The 16,811-nt window shown below is 40.5% G+C and carries 15 protein-coding genes; 2 read left to right on the top strand and 13 right to left on the bottom strand.

What is annotated here, in order from left to right; genetic code table 11:
• Positions 1 to 66: 66 nt before the first annotated feature.
• The 4 genes from OCV82_RS03620 to dxs form a co-directional block, all read right to left on the bottom strand.
• A complete protein-coding gene (locus tag OCV82_RS03620) occupies positions 67 to 645 on the bottom strand; it encodes an NADH-quinone oxidoreductase subunit B (RefSeq protein WP_154043167.1) in 579 nt (192 codons plus the stop codon).
• Positions 636 to 986, bottom strand: coding sequence for an NADH-quinone oxidoreductase subunit A (locus tag OCV82_RS03625; RefSeq protein WP_154043168.1), 351 nt, complete (start codon positions 984 to 986; stop codon positions 636 to 638). Before OCV82_RS03625 ends, OCV82_RS03620 begins: the two co-directional genes overlap by 10 nt.
• 611 nt (positions 987 to 1,597) lie before the next feature.
• On the bottom strand, positions 1,598 to 2,938 hold the full coding sequence (gene trkA / locus OCV82_RS03630; RefSeq protein WP_154043169.1) for a Trk system potassium transporter TrkA: 1,341 nt from the start codon (positions 2,936 to 2,938) through the stop codon (positions 1,598 to 1,600).
• 22 nt (positions 2,939 to 2,960) lie between these two features.
• Entirely contained in the window at positions 2,961 to 4,862 is a 1,902-nt protein-coding gene (gene dxs / locus OCV82_RS03635; RefSeq protein WP_154043170.1) for a 1-deoxy-D-xylulose-5-phosphate synthase, read from the bottom strand.
• Between the two features lie 93 nt (positions 4,863 to 4,955).
• Here dxs and OCV82_RS03640 point away from each other — a divergent pair, with 93 nt between their 5' ends.
• Together OCV82_RS03640 and OCV82_RS03645 are read left to right on the top strand one after the other, a co-directional pair.
• The gene (locus OCV82_RS03640) at positions 4,956 to 5,942 is read left to right on the top strand and encodes a GSCFA domain-containing protein (RefSeq protein WP_154043171.1); all 987 of its coding nucleotides are present in this window, start codon (positions 4,956 to 4,958) and stop codon (positions 5,940 to 5,942) included.
• Positions 5,918 to 8,383, top strand: coding sequence for a bifunctional UDP-N-acetylmuramoyl-tripeptide:D-alanyl-D-alanine ligase/alanine racemase (locus OCV82_RS03645; protein WP_154043172.1), 2,466 nt, complete (start codon positions 5,918 to 5,920; stop codon positions 8,381 to 8,383). The genes OCV82_RS03640 and OCV82_RS03645 overlap by 25 nt, the downstream gene beginning before the upstream one ends.
• Positions 8,384 to 8,478: 95 nt before the next feature.
• On the opposite strand, the gene OCV82_RS03650 is transcribed toward OCV82_RS03645, so the two are convergent.
• From OCV82_RS03650 to cysD, 9 genes are all read right to left on the bottom strand, one after another.
• Positions 8,479 to 8,844 (bottom strand): GntR family transcriptional regulator, encoded by a 366-nt coding sequence (locus OCV82_RS03650; protein ID WP_154043173.1) that lies wholly within the window; start codon positions 8,842 to 8,844, stop codon positions 8,479 to 8,481.
• A gap of 4 nt (positions 8,845 to 8,848) precedes the next feature.
• Entirely contained in the window at positions 8,849 to 9,556 is a 708-nt protein-coding gene (locus OCV82_RS03655; protein WP_154043174.1) for a hypothetical protein, read from the bottom strand.
• Complete coding sequence (locus tag OCV82_RS03660; protein WP_154043175.1) at positions 9,553 to 9,852, bottom strand: hypothetical protein; 300 nt, start codon at positions 9,850 to 9,852, stop codon at positions 9,553 to 9,555. Before OCV82_RS03660 ends, OCV82_RS03655 begins: the two co-directional genes overlap by 4 nt.
• Positions 9,853 to 10,007: 155 nt before the next feature.
• Positions 10,008 to 10,364 (bottom strand): ATP-binding cassette domain-containing protein, encoded by a 357-nt coding sequence (locus OCV82_RS03665; RefSeq protein ID WP_262542895.1) that lies wholly within the window; start codon positions 10,362 to 10,364, stop codon positions 10,008 to 10,010.
• Positions 10,365 to 10,535: 171 nt separating this feature from the next.
• A complete protein-coding gene (kduI, locus tag OCV82_RS03670; protein ID WP_154043177.1) occupies positions 10,536 to 11,492 on the bottom strand; it encodes a 5-dehydro-4-deoxy-D-glucuronate isomerase in 957 nt (318 codons plus the stop codon).
• A 35-nt stretch (positions 11,493 to 11,527) separates the two neighbouring features.
• Complete coding sequence (locus OCV82_RS03675; RefSeq protein WP_154043178.1) at positions 11,528 to 12,922, bottom strand: PTS galactitol transporter subunit IIC; 1,395 nt, start codon at positions 12,920 to 12,922, stop codon at positions 11,528 to 11,530.
• Between the two features lie 254 nt (positions 12,923 to 13,176).
• Positions 13,177 to 14,283 (bottom strand): sulfotransferase family protein, encoded by a 1,107-nt coding sequence (locus OCV82_RS03680; protein ID WP_154043179.1) that lies wholly within the window; start codon positions 14,281 to 14,283, stop codon positions 13,177 to 13,179.
• 9 nt (positions 14,284 to 14,292) lie between these two features.
• Positions 14,293 to 15,798 carry a sulfate adenylyltransferase subunit CysN gene (cysN, locus tag OCV82_RS03685; protein ID WP_154043180.1) on the bottom strand — a complete coding sequence of 502 codons (1,506 nt, stop codon included), beginning with the start codon at positions 15,796 to 15,798 and terminating at the stop codon, positions 14,293 to 14,295.
• A gap of 98 nt (positions 15,799 to 15,896) precedes the next feature.
• The gene (cysD, locus tag OCV82_RS03690) at positions 15,897 to 16,808 is read right to left on the bottom strand and encodes a sulfate adenylyltransferase subunit CysD (protein WP_154043181.1); all 912 of its coding nucleotides are present in this window, start codon (positions 16,806 to 16,808) and stop codon (positions 15,897 to 15,899) included.
• Positions 16,809 to 16,811: the final 3 nt, after the last annotated feature.

Consider the following 16,811-nt stretch of genomic DNA (forward strand, 5'->3'; position numbering starts at 1 on the left):
TAATGGGTTGATGTCATCACCTTAATTATCAGCTTCGCTGACCGTTGGTTCATTTTTAATTATTAATTATTCATTAGCTTTCCGGTTCACGCCTCCCAGGAAACGTTCCACCTTTATTTTCCTCTGCAGCTGCATCATGCCGTAGTAGAACGCCTCCGGACGCGGAGGACATCCCGGGATGAACACATCCACAGGTATAATCCGGTCTATACCGTTCACCACATGATACGACCGCCTGAACGGCCCGCCGCTTATGGTGCATCCGCCCACAGCCACCACATATTTCGGTTCGGCCATCTGGTCGTACAGACGCTTCAGCACCGGAGCCATCTTGTGAGTGATGGTTCCCAGCACCATTATCATGTCCGCCTGTCGCGGCGAGTTGCGGGTCACTTCGAAACCGAAGCGCGCCATGTCATAGCGTGCCGCTCCCAGCGCCATGAACTCTATGGCGCAACAGCTTGTTCCGAACGTGAGCGACCATAGCGAATTGCTCCGTCCCCAGTTTATCAGCTCGTCCGCCGTACCTACTATCACTCCCGCGCCGTCGGCATTCAGCCGGCGTACCATGCGCTCCAGATAGTCGTTGTTCGTAAACTCTTCATACTGCATACTGCGTATGCCCGTGCGTTTCTTTATTTCCATTCCAGCGCTCCTTTCCGCCATGCGTATGCAAGGCCTAAAATGAGTATTCCCAGGAAGAAGGCTGCGCCTGCCAAGGCATAGACCCCTGTCTGTGCAACTACCACTGCCCATGGAAAGAGGAACACTGTCTCGATGTCGAACATCAGAAACAGAATGGCAAACAGGTAGTAGCCTGCTTTGAATTTCACCCACGACTCACCCCTTGTGGGGATACCACATTCATAAGGCTCTCCTTTCTGTGGATTGAATGAGCGGGGGGCAATTAGTTTGGAGATGGTCATGGCTGCCACTACCAAAGCAATTGCTGTGAGAATTACTACGATTAAAAAAATAAAATACATGATTTATTATTTTAGATTATTGTTTTTATGCTTTATATAGACTGTGTTCGTACACGAAGTCTTTTCTCCATATGAAAATATGAAGGAAGACATCAGAAAAATATCTAAATGATAATTTTTTCCAATGTATAGATGTAATATTCTTTTGGAGAATTTATCAGATTATGCCTGTTGAAATGCTTTTCTCGATCTGTGCAATAATGTTTATAAACGGTATTATTGCAAGTCTCTTTTCCGCTTAGAATCTGTGTGAATTTACTGTCATTATTATCTTTACAACCTGAAGTGAATATACAGGCAGATACAGACAGTTCGGCATATCTTGATTTAAGAATGTGATTTATTGTCCGTAGCAGGTAATCGTCTGAGGATGATTCCTCGAATGATATATTTTTATCAGTATCAGATAATATGTTCTCAGCGCATGTATCTGTCATGTAAGCAGAAATGACATTTTCTTCCATGCTCTGAAAAACAAGAAGAGACAGTATGCTCAAAAATATTATCCTTAACCAATAAATCATATAAAAAAACTATTACCTTTTCAATCTTTCGCGCAAAGTTAGAATATATTTTGCGTAAAATTGATTATTCCTATGTTAAAAAACATGTTATCCGAAATATTTCTCTAATTTTTTAATCATTGCCCCAAGGCAGAATACTACCACGTGGTCATCTTTTTGGATAGTAGTGTTACCTGTTACGAGTACACCTTCTCCATTTCTGATGAGTCCTCCTATTGTAGCTCCTTTAGGCAATCCGATATCCTTTACCTGAGCTTTTGTTATTCTGGAACCTTCTTTTACAATGAATTCCGCTACGTCGGCATTGGCGAAAGTCAGACATTTTACGTTTGACACATCAGCCTTGAGCATCATCTGATAAATATGGCTTGCCGCAATATATTTTTTATTGATAACGGTTCCAATATCAAGGCTTTCCGCCATACTTATGTAATCAACGTTTTCCACTTCTGCCACTGTTTTGCTCACTCCCATACGTTTGGCTGCAAGGCACGCAAGAATGTTTGTCTCCGAATTGCCTGTCAGTGCAACAAAAGCTTCCGTGTTTTTGATGCCTTCTTCAATAAGAAGTTCCATGTCGCGTCCGTCGCCGTTGATAACCATAACATCATCATCCACGATTTCAGTAAGCCTGTTGCATCTGTTTTCGTCCATCTCTATGATCTTGATTTTCATGTATTCAGGCAGATATTGTGCTGTACGTACAGCTATTCTGCCTCCACCCATGATCATGACACTTCTTACGTCCGCTTCATTTTCGCATCCTGATATTTTTCTGATGTATGGTATATATTTCTTTGTAGTGGTGAAATAAACAATATCGTTTAGTTTTACGTAGTCGTCACCTCTAGGTATAATTGTTTCGTTTCCCCTTTTTATTGCTACTATGTGGAACGGAATACCTTGTCCTCCTAATTCGTGGAAAGGAACATTCAGAATTTCTGCCTGTTCTCTCATTTTCACACCTATCATGATGAGCGAACCTCCGGCAAATTCCCACCATTGCTTTATCCAGCTCATCTTTACGGCGTCAACAATTTCCTTGGCAGCCAACATTTCCGGGTAAATGAGTGAATTTACTCCCAATCCGCTAAAGAATTCTTTATGCTTGGGAAGAAGATATTCGTAGTTGTTTATTCTGGCTACCGTCTTTTTTGCTCCCAGATTATTGGCCAGCATGCATGCGGTCATATTGCGGCTTTCGTCAGGAGTAACCGCAATAAACAGGTCGGCTCCTGCCACCCCTGCTTCCTTTAATCCATTAATAGAGGTAGGAGAGTAGTTCACAGTCATCATATCAAGATTACTGCTCATTTTCCCCAATTTTTCCTGATCTTCATCAATCAGGATAATGTCCTGATCTTCTCCGGCAAGAAGTTTTGCCAGATGTGTACCTACAGCACCTGCACCTGCTATTATTATTTTCACGACTTATATATTAAAATTATTGTTATCTAAAATCTTTAATAAATTGATATATGCTTTCTTCGTCAAGCCCGCATATCTTGTACAGTTCGTTTACAGCGCCATGTTGTACGAAGCAGTTTTTTATACCAAGTCTTTTTATATCAACATTATATCCGTTGTCCGACATAAATTCCATGACAGCACTGCCGGCACCACCTGAAAGCACTCCGTCTTCTATTGTTATAATCTTCCTGAAGTTTTTACCTATGCTGTCCAGCATTTCCTTGTCAAGCGGTTTAACGAATCTGAGGTCATAGTGTGCTATGCTTAGATTTGTTTCGCTTTCCATCCTTTCTATAGCTTTTTGTGCCTTGTATCCTATAGGGCCCAATGTGATGACAGCCATATCCTTACCTTCTTTCAGTAGTCGTCCTTTTCCCACAGGTATAGCCTCAAATTCGCATTTCCAGTCGGTCAGCATTCCACGTCCACGAGGATATCTTATAACAAAAGGTCCCATGTCAGGCTGCTGTGCTGTGTACATCAGCTTTCTCAGTTCGTGCTCATCCATAGGGGCGGCAATTGTAAGATTAGGTATAATCCTCATGTATGCTATATCGAATATACCATGGTGCGTAGCACCGTCTTCTCCCACAAGTCCGGCTCTGTCAAGACACATTACGACATTGAGTTTTTGAATTGCTACATCATGTATCACATTGTCGTATGCTCTTTGCATGAATGTAGAATATATGTTGCAGAAAGGTATTAGTCCGTCTTTCGCCATTCCAGCCGAGAATGTCACCGCATGTCCTTCCGCTATTCCTACGTCGAATACTCTGTTAGGCATTTCCTTCATCATTATGTTCATGGAACATCCTGAAGGCATGGCGGGAGTTACACCTACTATTTTTTTATTAGACTGTGCAAGTTCAAGCAATGTGTTGCCGAATACTTCCTGAAACAGCGGAGGCATTCCTTCGGCACAAGGCTTTATTCTTTCTCCTGTGGTTTTGTCGAATTTTCCGGGTGCATGCCATTCCGTAGCACACTCTTCTGCAGGCTTATATCCTTTGCCTTTTACGGTATGAATGTGCAGTAGTCTCGGTCCGCTCATGTCTTTTATTTCGTTCAGTACCTTTATCATAGATACTGTATCGTGTCCGTCTATAGGACCGAAGTATCTTATGTTCATGCCTTCGAAAATATTCTGTTGCTGCATGAGTAGCGACTTCACGCTATTATTGAAACGTATAATTGCTTTTCTTCTTTCGTCTGTAAGAAATCCCCATTTCGACATCTGTCTGGACATCACGTTGCGGAAACGGTTATATCCTTCGGATGTGTGCAGATTGAGCAGATATTGTTTCATTCCGCCAACGCTACGGTCTATAGCCATATTGTTGTCGTTGAGGATAATGAGCAGATTGTTTGGAGTGGCCGAAGCATTGTTCAATCCCTCGAAAGCAAGTCCCCCACTCATTGAACCGTCTCCTATGACGGCAACAATGTGTCTGTTAGTCTCGTTTTTCAGCTTTGCGGCTACAGCCATACCTAAAGCTGCAGATATTGAATTGGATGCGTGTCCGCATGTAAAAGTGTCGTATTCGCTTTCGGAAGGTGTCGGGAAAGGTGCAAGACCGTTTAGCTTTCGGTTTGTACTAAATCTGTCACGTCTTCCAGTCAGTATTTTGTGGGCGTATGCCTGATGTCCCACATCCCATACTATACGGTCGTATGGTGTGGAAAATGTGTAATGTAATGCAACTGTAAGTTCTATTACTCCCAGACTGGAACCAAAATGTCCCGGATTTCGTGAGAGTTCGTCAATTATCATCTCACGCAATTCTCTACATACTTCTGGCAAATCTTCAACCGGAAGTTTGCGGAGGTCTTCAGGACTGTCAATTTCGTTAAGGAATTTATATGATGTGTTATGTTCCATCTATACATTAATTAAACATTTCTTCCACAAAAGTACTATAAATATACATAATGTGGTTACATTTGCACTAAAAAATAACAAAAACAGAAGAATATGGAACTGATAACCAAGGCAGAATTGCCTGTAGGGCAGTGTGAAATAAAGCATTCTGACAGATTGATGCTGATTGGGTCATGTTTTACAGAAAACATAGGTAACAAACTTTCAGACAATAAATTCAGATGTGATATAAATCCTTTCGGAGTCCTGTATAATCCGATGTCAATATATGCGGCTCTAAATCAATTGTTTGATAAAAAAATATATACCGGCGACGATTTGATGCAATCGCGCGGTGTATGGTTCAGTCTGATGCATCACAGCTCGTTCTCGTCGTCCGAAAAGGATGTCTGCCTGGAGCAGATAAACAGACGCATTGATTATAGTTCTGATTTTCTTCTGAAATCCGATTGGCTTCTTCTCACCTTCGGTACGGCACGAGTGTATAAATGGAAGGAAAACGGCTGTATAGTAGGCAATTGCCATAAATTGAACGAGAAACTGTTTTCACGAAGTCTGCTTGATGTGGAAGAAATAGCAAATTCATATAAAGAATTGATATCACGCCTTAGAACCGTAAATCCGGAGATAAAAATTATGTTTACCGTCAGTCCAATAAGGCATGCCAAGGATGGAATGCATGGAAATCAGATAAGCAAGTCTGTATTGCTGCTTGCAATAGACAGGATATGTTCGGAAAATGACCACTGTTACTATTTCCCTTCATACGAAATAGTGATGGATGAATTGCGTGATTACCGTTTCTATTCGGATGATATGCTGCATCCTTCATCAATGGCAGTTGATTATATCTGGGAAAGGTTTTCAGAATCTTATTTCAAGAAAGAAACTGTAAAAATAATAAACTCATGGAATGAAATCAGGCGTGCCTTGGGGCATAAGCCTTTCAATCCACAAAGTGAAGCTTATCGTGACTTTTTAAGTCAAATACTGTTAAAAATAGAGGCACTAAAGGAAAAATTCACGTACTTAGATGTCGAAAAGGAAATAGAATTATGTCGCATACAATTGAAGAAATAACATCCGTTTTGAATGCAGAGCGTATAGGCGATGCTTCTGCTAAAATAGACTGGATACTTACCGATAGCAGATCATTGTGCTTTCCGGAAGAAACTCTTTTTTTTGCTTTAAAGACAAAAAGGAATGATGGTCACAAATATATAGCTGAATTGTATAACCGCGGTGTGAGAAACTTTGTGGTTACTGATTTGCCTGAAGATATGTCAGGATTTCAGAATTGCAACTTCCTGAAGGTTTCAAATACCTTGAAATCGCTTCAGCGCCTTGCCGCAAGTCACAGAGAACTCTTCGATGTGCCTGTGATTGGAATTACCGGAAGTAACGGTAAGACAGTGGTCAAGGAGTGGCTTTATCATATTATCAGTCCAAGCAGGGTAGTGACCCGTTCCCCAAGAAGCTATAACTCACAGATAGGAGTACCTCTGTCTGTATGGCTGATGAACGAGAACACAGAAATTGGTATATTCGAAGCCGGTATATCGGAAATGGGGGAGATGGAAGAACTGAAGCCAATAATCCGTCCTACTATAGGTGTTCTTACAAATATCGGCGGTGCACATCAAGAGAACTTCACATCCGTACAGGACAAGTGCATGGAGAAACTTCAGCTGTTCAAGGATTGTGATGTTGTAATATATAACGGTGATAATGAACTGATAAGCAGTTGTGTGACAAAATCGCTGTTCGGAGCAAAGGAAATTGCGTGGTCCACAAAAGACATGGAGCGTCCGCTGTATATCGAAAGTATAGACAAGTGCAGCAGCTATACTGATATCAAATACCGCTATTTGGGATTTATGAAGGAATATCGTATTCCGTTTATTGACGATGCTTCAATTGAAAATTCCATAAACTGTCTGGCCGTAGCTCTGTATCTGATGATTTCTCCGGAAGAGATAGCCGAAAGAATGCTTACACTGGAACCTGTGGCAATGCGAATGGAGGTAAAAGAAGGAAAGAATGGCTGTATCCTGATAAACGACAGTTATAACTCTGATTTCGCATCATTGGATATTGCTCTCGACTTCATGTCACGCAGAACAGAAGATAAAGGCAAGAAACGTACATTGATTTTGTCGGATATTCTTGAGAGTGGACAGACCAGCAAACTCTTGTACAGACAGGTGGCAGAGCTTGTACATAGCCGTGGGGTAGATAAGATTATTGGTGTAGGACCTGAAATATCGGCATCGGCATCACGTTTCCAGATTGAAAAATATTTCTTCAACAAGACTTCTGAGCTCATGGAGTCCGGAATACTGGATTCGCTGAGAAATGAAGTGGTATTGATTAAGGGAGCACGCGCGTTCCATTTTGACGATATTACTGATTACATGGAGCTAAAGGTGCACGAAACGATACTTGAAATCAACCTTAGGGCTTTGACAGACAATCTTAACCATTTCCGCAATAAACTTAAACCTGAAACCAAGATGGTCTGCATGGTTAAGGCTTCGGCCTATGGGGCTGGACCTTTTGAGATTGCGAAAACACTGGAAGAGCATAGAGTGGATTATCTGGCTGTTGCAGTGGCCGATGAAGGTGCGGATTTGCGCAAGGCAGGAATTAACTGTCCTATTATAATAATGAATCCTGAACTTACGGCGTTCAAGACAATGTTCGACTATCACCTTGAACCGGAGGTGTATAGTTTCAATATATTGGAAGAACTTATTAAGGCAGCCGAGAGGGAAGGTGTCAGCAATTTCCCTATTCATGTGAAAATCAATACCGGAATGAACCGTTTAGGTTTTGAGCCTGAACAGTTGCCACAGTTGGTTGAACGGTTGAAACGTCAGTCGGCGGTAATACCACGTTCGGTGTTCTCTCATCTGGTAGGAAGTGATTCTAATCGTTTCGATGCATTTACCCGCAGACAGATTGAAACATTTGAAGCGGCGGCAGCAAAACTTCAGGAAGGATTTTCATATAAGATATTGCGTCATATCTGTAACACAGCCGGTATAGAAAGATATCCGGGAGCACAGTTCGATATGGTAAGGCTTGGTATAGGATTATATGGAATAGATCCTTATACCGGAAAAATGATAAACAACGTAAGCACGCTTAAGACTACTATATTGCAGATACATGATGTGAAAGCAGAGGATACTGTAGGCTATAGCCGAAAGGGAATACTGGAAAGAGATTCACGTATCGCAGCGATACCTATTGGCTATGCCGACGGATTGAACCGTAAGCTGGGAAACGGAAAAGGTTATTGCCTTGTAAATGGAAAGAAAGCTCCGTACGTTGGAAATATTTGTATGGATGTTTGTATGATAGATGTCACTGATATAGACTGTAAGGAAGGTGATAAGGTGGAAGTGTTTGGCGAAAACCTGCCCGTCACAACCTTGGCAGAGTGGCTTGATACTATACCTTATGAGATATTGACCAGCGTTTCCATGCGTGTGAAAAGAGTGTATTATCAGGACTGATAATAATATGAAAAAAATGAACTGTCATTTTACCTAAAACGACAAGGCGTTTTAAGTGAAACGACAGTTCATTTTTTTATAATGTCTCCCGGCTATTATTTCTCTTTAAATTCCTTCCATTTTCTGACTATAGTTTCTATAGGTATTTCAAGCAATTCCATCTGACGGAACAGTTCCGGCAAGTTCTCATTCATGAATTTTTCTCCCTTAGTCTGTCTTATTTTCTGAAGAGCATTTTCCGTAACGAAATATCCCAGTCCGCGTCTGGTATATATTATTCCCCATTGTAGCAGAAGGTCGTAAGTCTTTACAACGGTATTTGTATTTACTTCGAGCAATACGGCCAGTTCGCGAACACTTGGAATGCGGTCGTCGGCATTATACTTGCCAGCAAGTATTTCGTCGCATATCCTTTCTGCCATCTGCATATAAATGGCTCTGTCTTGTTTGAAGTCTGTCATAGGCTTATTCCAGTTCTACTTTTCTTAATCCTTTGTTTGCTGTAATTATAGCAAAAATACTCCAAAATACAGTTACCAGCACTAGAGTAATTTTAGTTATTACTCCGTACATAAATATTATCGGTAACATATACGACAGGATAAAGGCTATGAACATACTCCAGAAATATACTTTTTTGTATTTACGGTATAGTAATGCAAGAGGAGTGAGGATTATAAAATAAAGTATTAATATCGCAGCAATCAGATTCATCTTTATACCCTTTCCACCACCGCCGAATATGAGATGTAAACCGTTTATTTCATCTCCAAATACAAAAGGTATGGCAGCTTGCAGTATTATGTTTGATATTATAATACTTGGTATTAATATCATAGTTCCCATTAGTAAAGTACTGTAATACAGGCTGGCTTGCTTTTCGGAAAGAGCAGCCGGAACGGATATCTTGTTTACAAGTCCTTTTTTAGCCACTAAATCACCAAACAGATTCAAGAATGAAAAATAATATGAGTAAAGAAGTAATAATAACTCAATCAATGATATACACTCCTTTATACCACCATTCCTTTTCATTGCAAGGCTGATAAATGTTATTGAGAACGAATGCAGTAATAGAAGTTTTATTGCTTCAGCTGCAGTCTTGTTTAAAAACAATTCATTTAGTTGCAGTTTGCTGAACTGCATCATTCTTTTCAAACTGAAACTTTTCATAATATACCTCCTTCTTTTGTCAATGCGTTAAATAATAGCTCCAGGGAAACCTCTGTATCATCATTGTTGGTGTTGTTGCATATCACCCGATAACCTTCGGCGCAAGGTTCGGAATATATCGCGCCTTCTTCATTGCTCTGTATTCCGAAAGAGTACTTACTGCGTATGTCGTCAAGTGATGATATAAATGTCTTTTGGCCTTTTCTTAAGACTATTATGTCTGTCAACAGGTTTTCTATATCTTGGACCACATGGGTTGATAGAACTACAGTCTGGTCTTCTCTAATCTGCTTCATAAGCATTTTGCGGAACATTTTTCTGGTAGGTATATCCATCCCGTTGGCTGCTTCGTCGAATAGTATTAGTTTTGTACCGAATGAAATAGCCAGGCTTACCGCTATCTTGTGTTTCTCTCCTAAAGAAAGTTTGTCGATACTTTTTATGTTTTTGTTTATTTCAAAGTTATCGAGACAGTCATCAAGGATGTCTTTATTGAATTTAGAATAAAATGATGAATAGAGAGAGCATACTTTTCAAGACTCATTTTTGGAAAGGTAAAATCTGCAGGCATCATGAATATTTCCTGTAATGTTTCAAGTTTTCTGTCTCTAGGATTATTGCTCTCTATATTTACATATCCTTCTTTTGAAAAAAGAATGCCGGATATTATTTTCATCAGAGTGGTTTTTCCTGTTCCGTTCTTCCCTAAAAGTCCGTAAAATCTGCCTTCTTCAAGATTGAGGCTCAGATCTTCGATTACGTTTTTATTCGGATTATAGCCGAATGATACATTCTTTAGTTCTACCATAACTCTAGATATTTTAATATTGTTATACTGTACCATAAAAGTAGTACAGTACAAATGTATGGATTATTTATATAAAAGCAAAAGAACAGGCATATTTTTTATGCACAAAAAAAAGTCTGCCTATCCTGAAACCGGAATAGACAGACTCTAAATATGACTTATATACTTTTATTATCTCATTTCAGTATATTTGATTTCGTCTTTATCGCTATATTTCAAGTTTTCACCAGCCATACCCCAGATGAAAGTATAGTTGCGAGTACCTGCTGCAGCATGGATGCTCCATTCTGGAGAAGTGATAGCCTGTTCGTTGTGAAGCCATACAAGGCGTTCTTCTTTAGGTTCACCCATAAGGTGGCAGATTGCGTTACCTTCTTCAACATTGAAGTAGAAGTATGCTTCCATACGGCGAGTGTGAGTGTGAGCAGGCATTGTGTTCCATACAGAACCCGGAGCCAATTCAGTAAGACCCATCTGCAACTGGTTAGTACCACCGTTCTTTACTCTTTCAAGAACGTCTTTTACGATGAGCTGGTTTACAACACGGTCGTTGCTGTCTTCCATCTTACCATAGTGGTCAGAAATAGCCAAAGCATATTTCTTAGGTTCAGCTTTCTGTGCCTTAACGTCAGTTGTAATCAACTGTGTAACGTACTGCTTGTAAGCAGGAGCAGAGTTGATATAGAATTTAGCAGGTTTGCTTGCGTCGTTACTCTTGAAAGTAACTTCTTTGTTACCGCAACCTACGTACAAAGCTTCTTTGTATTTCATTGGGTATTCTTTACCGTCAACAGTTACTACACCGTCACCACCGATATTGATAACGCCAAGTTCGCGACGTTCTAGGAAATAAGTGATTTCAGGACCAAGTTCGCGGAAAGTTTCAAGTTTCAACACCTTGTTTACAGGCATTACACCACCGTAAATCAGACGGTCATAAAGAGTATAAGTTAAATTGATTTCGTCGGCAGCCATTACTTTTTCCATAACGAAAGCGTTACGGAGACGTTCTGTGTCATAATGCTTAACATCCTGTGGGTGGCAAGCTGTTTGCACTGAGTAGTTCATCTGTGCGTTTGCTGAGATGGCTGCTAAGCCCATCATCATTGCTAATGCTAATTTTTTCATGTTCTTATTGTTTTATTGAGTTTAGGTTTTCTTAATTAATTGTTGCTGTGAGCTTTTGCTTCTTTTATGATGCGTGTTCTGTTATAGATGGCCATGATAAGAGCTATAGCTACCAATGCGGCAGAACCTACATATTTGAAGTTATATATCAAATGGAAAATACACCATGAGAAAATACTTGAAGCAAAGTCAAGTGCACCTCCCTGGAATCCTTCAGGAATCTTAACGGCAGCATCACCTGTCTTTACAAATACGTCGTGGGCAGCCTGAGTAAAGAATGGAGCCAAGTCTGTTACGAAGTACAAACCAACGATGAGTCCGACCAATCCGATGAGGAATGTCTTCAATACGTTACCCTTAGTTATAGGAAGTACTGCAGGGAAGAGGTAGAACATTCCGGCAAGTGATGCCAATGGAAGGAACTGGTTACCCGGAAGTATTACTGAAAGGAACAATGCTACAGGAATAAGAAGAAGAGATACAACCAAAGTTGTTGGATGACCGATAACCAATGCAGGGCTCATACCGATGTTTAGGTTTGCACTGTTCTTGAATTTGCGTGCGATAAGTTCGCGTGTAGCGTCTGAAATAGGGCGAAGACCTTCGATAAACAAAGAAGTGATACGTGGGATAAGTTCCATTACGGCACCCATCTTGATACCTAATCCTAGGATAGCAGGTATATTGTCAACCATTTCCTGACCGTTTTTGCATGCAAGCATACCGATACCGCAACCTACAACGATACCAAGGAAAAGCGGTTCACCCATGATACCGAATTTTTTCTTCATACCTTCAGCGTCGATATAAAGCTTGTCAAATCCAGGAATCATATCCAATGCTTTGTTTATAACAAGTGCGAAAGGTACGAATCCCTGACAGAATGGCTGTGGGATAGAAATACCGTCCATCTTGTCATAGTATCCCTGGAACTGTTTGCAAGTAAGGTCTGCCATAACGAGTGTTATGATGTAGCAGATGATAGCAGCAAAGAATCCCCACCAGATGTTTTCAGTTGCGAAATATACTACGGCTCCGATGAAAGCAAAATGCCAGTAGTTCCAAAGGTCGATATTTACAGTTTTTGTTGTTTTAGTGAGAAGCATTACAATGTTTACAGCCAAACATACAGGAATGATAAATGCTCCTACAGAAGTGTTGTATGCTACAGAAGCTGCAGCAGGCCAACCCATATCAAAAATACCAAGACTTAAACCATAAATTTCGGTCACCTTTTTCAAAGGATCACCAAGGCTGCTTGTCAACAATGCAGTGACTACAGACAAACCAACGAATCCGACACCTACTAACAAACCGCTCTTGAGAGCTTTACCAAATTTGATACCGATACACAAGCCTAAGATTGTAAAAATGATAGGCATCATCACCGCTGCACCTAGCCCGATGATGTAACTGAAAACTTGTTCCATGCTTTGTTTTTCTACAGATTTTACTCTAATTAAGATTTAGTTATTTATTTTATTTGCCAAAAATAATGTCTTTTATTGTAATTTCCAATCTATTTTCGACTATTTTGGACTATTACTCAAATAAATAACATATTTTTCGTTATCGCACACGGATAATGTATCTATAATGGAATATAAATAAAAAAATATCGTTTGTATAGAAAAGTCTTTACAAACGATATTTCTGTTATATGGACTTATTGTCTTTATATGTGTTAAAGTTTATAGTCCCATTGTTCAAGGGCAAATGACCAATGCTTCTCAACCAGCTCTATTGTTTCCGGTTTGTATTGATATTTATTCTTCTTGTAACCCTTTTTCTTATTTACATATGCTTCAATTGCAGAACGTGCTTCATCGAATCCCGGCAATGAGAGTTTTTTGTAAATGTCTTCGGCCATATCGAAAGCATTCAGCTCATAGTCCTCAAATTTTACTTCCACTAGATTGCCTTCAGGTATGAATTTCTTGTCTTCTTCATACTTGTGGTATAGTTTTGAATATACCTCCAGTATATTTGCCTGAAGCTCCTCATTGCTGATATTCTGTAGCATCAGAGGTTGTATTGTATTGGTGAAGAAACTTCTTGTTGACTCAAACACAGTGTATGGATTACGCATCAGATAAATGAACTTGGCATTAGGGAACATCTTTACAAGTTCTTTTACGCGCCCTGTGTGAGGAGGGTTCTTGCTCAGGAACTGTGTGCCTTTAGTGTTCCATAATGATATCTTGATTAGTTTTGTGAAAACTTCTTCAAATGTCTTCAGTTCATCATCAGTAATATCATTGAAAAGCAGATATTTGTCTGCATATTCCATCATATGCTTAGGAAGGAACCAGAAATTATAATATGTGCAAGGCATCATATTTGCCAAAGCGAATTCTTCTTCCTGTGGCAGGTCAACAGCCAGCTCCATATTGTCTGTCGGACGCTTGTCAGGCATAAGCCAGCTCATGTTCTTCTTGAAGAAAGGCTGTCCCCACATCATCAGGTGAGGGAATACTGTCTGGTAGGTAGTATTATATCCGAAATGCTTGTCGCATGAGAACACATTATGCATGAATGTTGTTCCGCTGCGCCAGTGTCCTAATATGAATACCGGGTCGTGTTCAAGAGGCTTGTCGGCAAGCAGTTTTTCATATCTTTTGTCCTGTAATGGCTTGAGTGAAGACAATAAGCGGCATACAGATTTTGTAAGTCTGTATTTGTTCTTGAATTTGTCGTCTATGACTCTTCCTTCTGTTATTTGATTGAAAGTTTTCCAGTCAGCCCCAACCATCGGGTTTACAGGCAACTTGCTGAATTCTAGTAATCCCATTATTCGTATTTATTTTCTTATTTCAATATCTATTCCTTGACGTGACAGCTCTTTCACAGCTTTTTCTATAGCTTCATAGTGTTCAGGAGCAATACCGAGTTTAGGCAAATCCAGAACAGGCAATTCCATCTGATTGTGCATATCCTTGTCTGCCACCTTATTGATGATCATACCTACGGCACTTGTATTGTTTGTTATAGGGTCTATAAGTATGAATGCACCTGTAGCCTTGTTGTCAGAATATGAGTCGAAGAACAGTTCCTTTGACGAAGTAAGGACAACCTTTGCTATCTGGTTCAACTGCATTGGAACATCTTCCTTTGCAAGGCGTCCGTTTTCAACACTCAGGTGTTCCATTGTGTTGATATCTACCTTATATTCTATGCTGTCGATGCGTGTACGGCTTGTATTAGTGGTATGTTTCAGGAAGAATGATTTCTCCATATCCATCTTCTCTTCGTCCATCCATACCAGCATGGCTTCGAAGTTACGTCCTATCATAGGAACATTGTCCGGATGTACAAGCATTTCACCTCTTGACACGTCTATTTCATCTTCTAGTGTTATGGTTACAGACATAGGAGGGAAAGCATAGTCTATCTCACCTTCGTATGTAACGATACTCTTTACGTGTGATTTCTTTCCTGACGGGAGAGCCATCACTTCGTCGCCTTTGTGTATAACACCTGAAGATACTTTTCCACAGAATCCGCGGAAATCAAGGTTAGGACGCAAAACGTACTGAACCGGATAACGGAAATCTTTCAGATTGTGGTCATTTCCTATATGTACTGTTTCAAGATATTCAAGCAACGATGTACCTTCGTACCATGGTGTGCGGTCTGATTTTTCTACCACGTTGTCACCTTCAAGAGCCGAAAGCGGTATGCACTGAATGTCCGGAATATTCAGAGGCTCAACGAAAGACTTATAGTCGTTGACAATCTTGTCGAACACTTCCTTTGAGAAATCTACAAGGTCCATCTTGTTTACAGCCAGAACCACGTGCTTGATACCAAGCAGCGAAACCAGATATGAATGGCGTTTTGTCTGGGTGATAACTCCTGTACGGGCATCAACAAGGATGATTGCAAGATTGGCTGTAGAACCACCTGTAATCATGTTGCGGGTATATTGTTCGTGTCCCGGAGTGTCGGCAATGATGAACTTACGGTTGTTTGTAGAGAAATATCTGTATGCCACGTCGATTGTGATACCCTGTTCACGTTCAGCTTTCAGACCGTCGAGCAACAGAGCATAGTCGATGTGTTCGCCTGCGTTACCTACACGCTTGCTGTCGCGTTCTAGCGCGTCAAGCTGGTCTTCGTAAAGTTTCTTGCTGTCGAACAGCAGACGGCCTATAAGAGTTGATTTACCGTCGTCAACAGAACCTGCTGTAAGGAAACGGAGCAAGTCCTTCTGTTCGTCTTTCTTTAGGAATTCCTCTATGGACATATTTCCGCGTGCTTCGCCTTCCATAGGGTTTCCTGATTTGTTTTTATCTAAAGTTTCCATTTTACTCGATTAATAATTAATAATTAAAAGTGAATAATGAACAATTAATAATTATAACAGAGGCGTTTTTAATTATTAATTCTTTAATTTTTAATTATCTAAAAATATCCTTCGCGTTTTTTCTGCTCCATGCTGGCCTCCTGGTCGAAGTCGATGACACGTGTAGTACGTTCGCTCTTAGTGGTAGTCATCATTTCCTCCACAATCTTTTCTATTGTGTCAGCTTCACTTTCTATCGCTCCTGTGAGCGGCCAGCATCCAAGAGTACGGAAACGTATTTTTTTCATCTCTATTTTGTCCTTGTATTGTTCAGGCAGACGGTCGTCGTCAGGCATAATGAGCTGTCCGTCGAGGTTGATGACAGGTCTTTCCTTTGCAAAGTACAGTGGAACAATAGGAATATTCTCAAGACGTATGTACTGCCATATATCAAGTTCGGTCCAGTTGCTCAGAGGGAACACACGGATGCTTTCTCCTTTTCTGATGCGGGCATTATAAATGTCCCAAAGCTCAGGACGCTGGTTTTTAGGGTCCCACTGGTGGAATTCATTTCTGAAAGAGAATATACGTTCTTTTGCACGTGACTTTTCCTCGTCGCGGCGTGCACCACCGAATGCTGCATCGAACTTATATTTGTCGAGTGCATTAAGCAAAGCCTGTGTCTTCATTAGGTCTGTATGGACTTTACTACCGTGAGTGAAAGGACCTACACCAGCTTTGAATGCTTCCATATTGCTTTCTACAATGAGATTCCAGCCATATTTCTTTGCATATTCATCGCGGAACTGAATCATTTCCTTGAATTTCCATTTTGAGTCGATATGCATAAGAGGGAATGGTACCTTGCCCGGTGCAAAAGCTTTTTCTGCCAGACGTACCATTACAGATGAATCCTTGCCTATACTGTAAAGCATGACAGGATTTTCGAATTCGGCAGCCACTTCACGTATAATGTGGATAGACTCAGCTTCCAGTTCCTTCAAGTGGCTAAGTTTATATTCTTCGATCATATT

It is taken from the genome of Bacteroides cellulolyticus (assembly GCF_025567135.1).
GTDB lineage: Bacteria > Bacteroidota > Bacteroidia > Bacteroidales > Bacteroidaceae > Phocaeicola > Phocaeicola cellulolyticus.

Coding starts and splice junctions, on each gene's coding strand:
- OCV82_RS03620 (WP_154043167.1), bottom strand. CDS start 645: ATGGAAATAAAGAAACGCACGGGCATACGCAGTATGCAGTATGAAGAG.
- OCV82_RS03625 (WP_154043168.1), bottom strand. CDS start 986: ATGTATTTTATTTTTTTAATCGTAGTAATTCTCACAGCAATTGCTTTG.
- dxs (WP_154043170.1), bottom strand. CDS start 4,862: ATGGAACATAACACATCATATAAATTCCTTAACGAAATTGACAGTCCT.
- OCV82_RS03640 (WP_154043171.1), top strand. CDS start 4,956: ATGGAACTGATAACCAAGGCAGAATTGCCTGTAGGGCAGTGTGAAATA.
- OCV82_RS03645 (WP_154043172.1), top strand. CDS start 5,918: ATGTCGCATACAATTGAAGAAATAACATCCGTTTTGAATGCAGAGCGT.
- OCV82_RS03650 (WP_154043173.1), bottom strand. CDS start 8,844: ATGACAGACTTCAAACAAGACAGAGCCATTTATATGCAGATGGCAGAA.
- OCV82_RS03655 (WP_154043174.1), bottom strand. CDS start 9,556: ATGAAAAGTTTCAGTTTGAAAAGAATGATGCAGTTCAGCAAACTGCAA.
- OCV82_RS03660 (WP_154043175.1), bottom strand. CDS start 9,852: ATGAAGCAGATTAGAGAAGACCAGACTGTAGTTCTATCAACCCATGTG.
- OCV82_RS03665 (WP_262542895.1), bottom strand. CDS start 10,364: ATGGTAGAACTAAAGAATGTATCATTCGGCTATAATCCGAATAAAAAC.
- kduI (WP_154043177.1), bottom strand. CDS start 11,492: ATGAAAAAATTAGCATTAGCAATGATGATGGGCTTAGCAGCCATCTCA.
- OCV82_RS03675 (WP_154043178.1), bottom strand. CDS start 12,922: ATGGAACAAGTTTTCAGTTACATCATCGGGCTAGGTGCAGCGGTGATG.
- OCV82_RS03680 (WP_154043179.1), bottom strand. CDS start 14,283: ATGGGATTACTAGAATTCAGCAAGTTGCCTGTAAACCCGATGGTTGGG.
- cysN (WP_154043180.1), bottom strand. CDS start 15,798: ATGGAAACTTTAGATAAAAACAAATCAGGAAACCCTATGGAAGGCGAA.
- cysD (WP_154043181.1), bottom strand. CDS start 16,808: ATGATCGAAGAATATAAACTTAGCCACTTGAAGGAACTGGAAGCTGAG.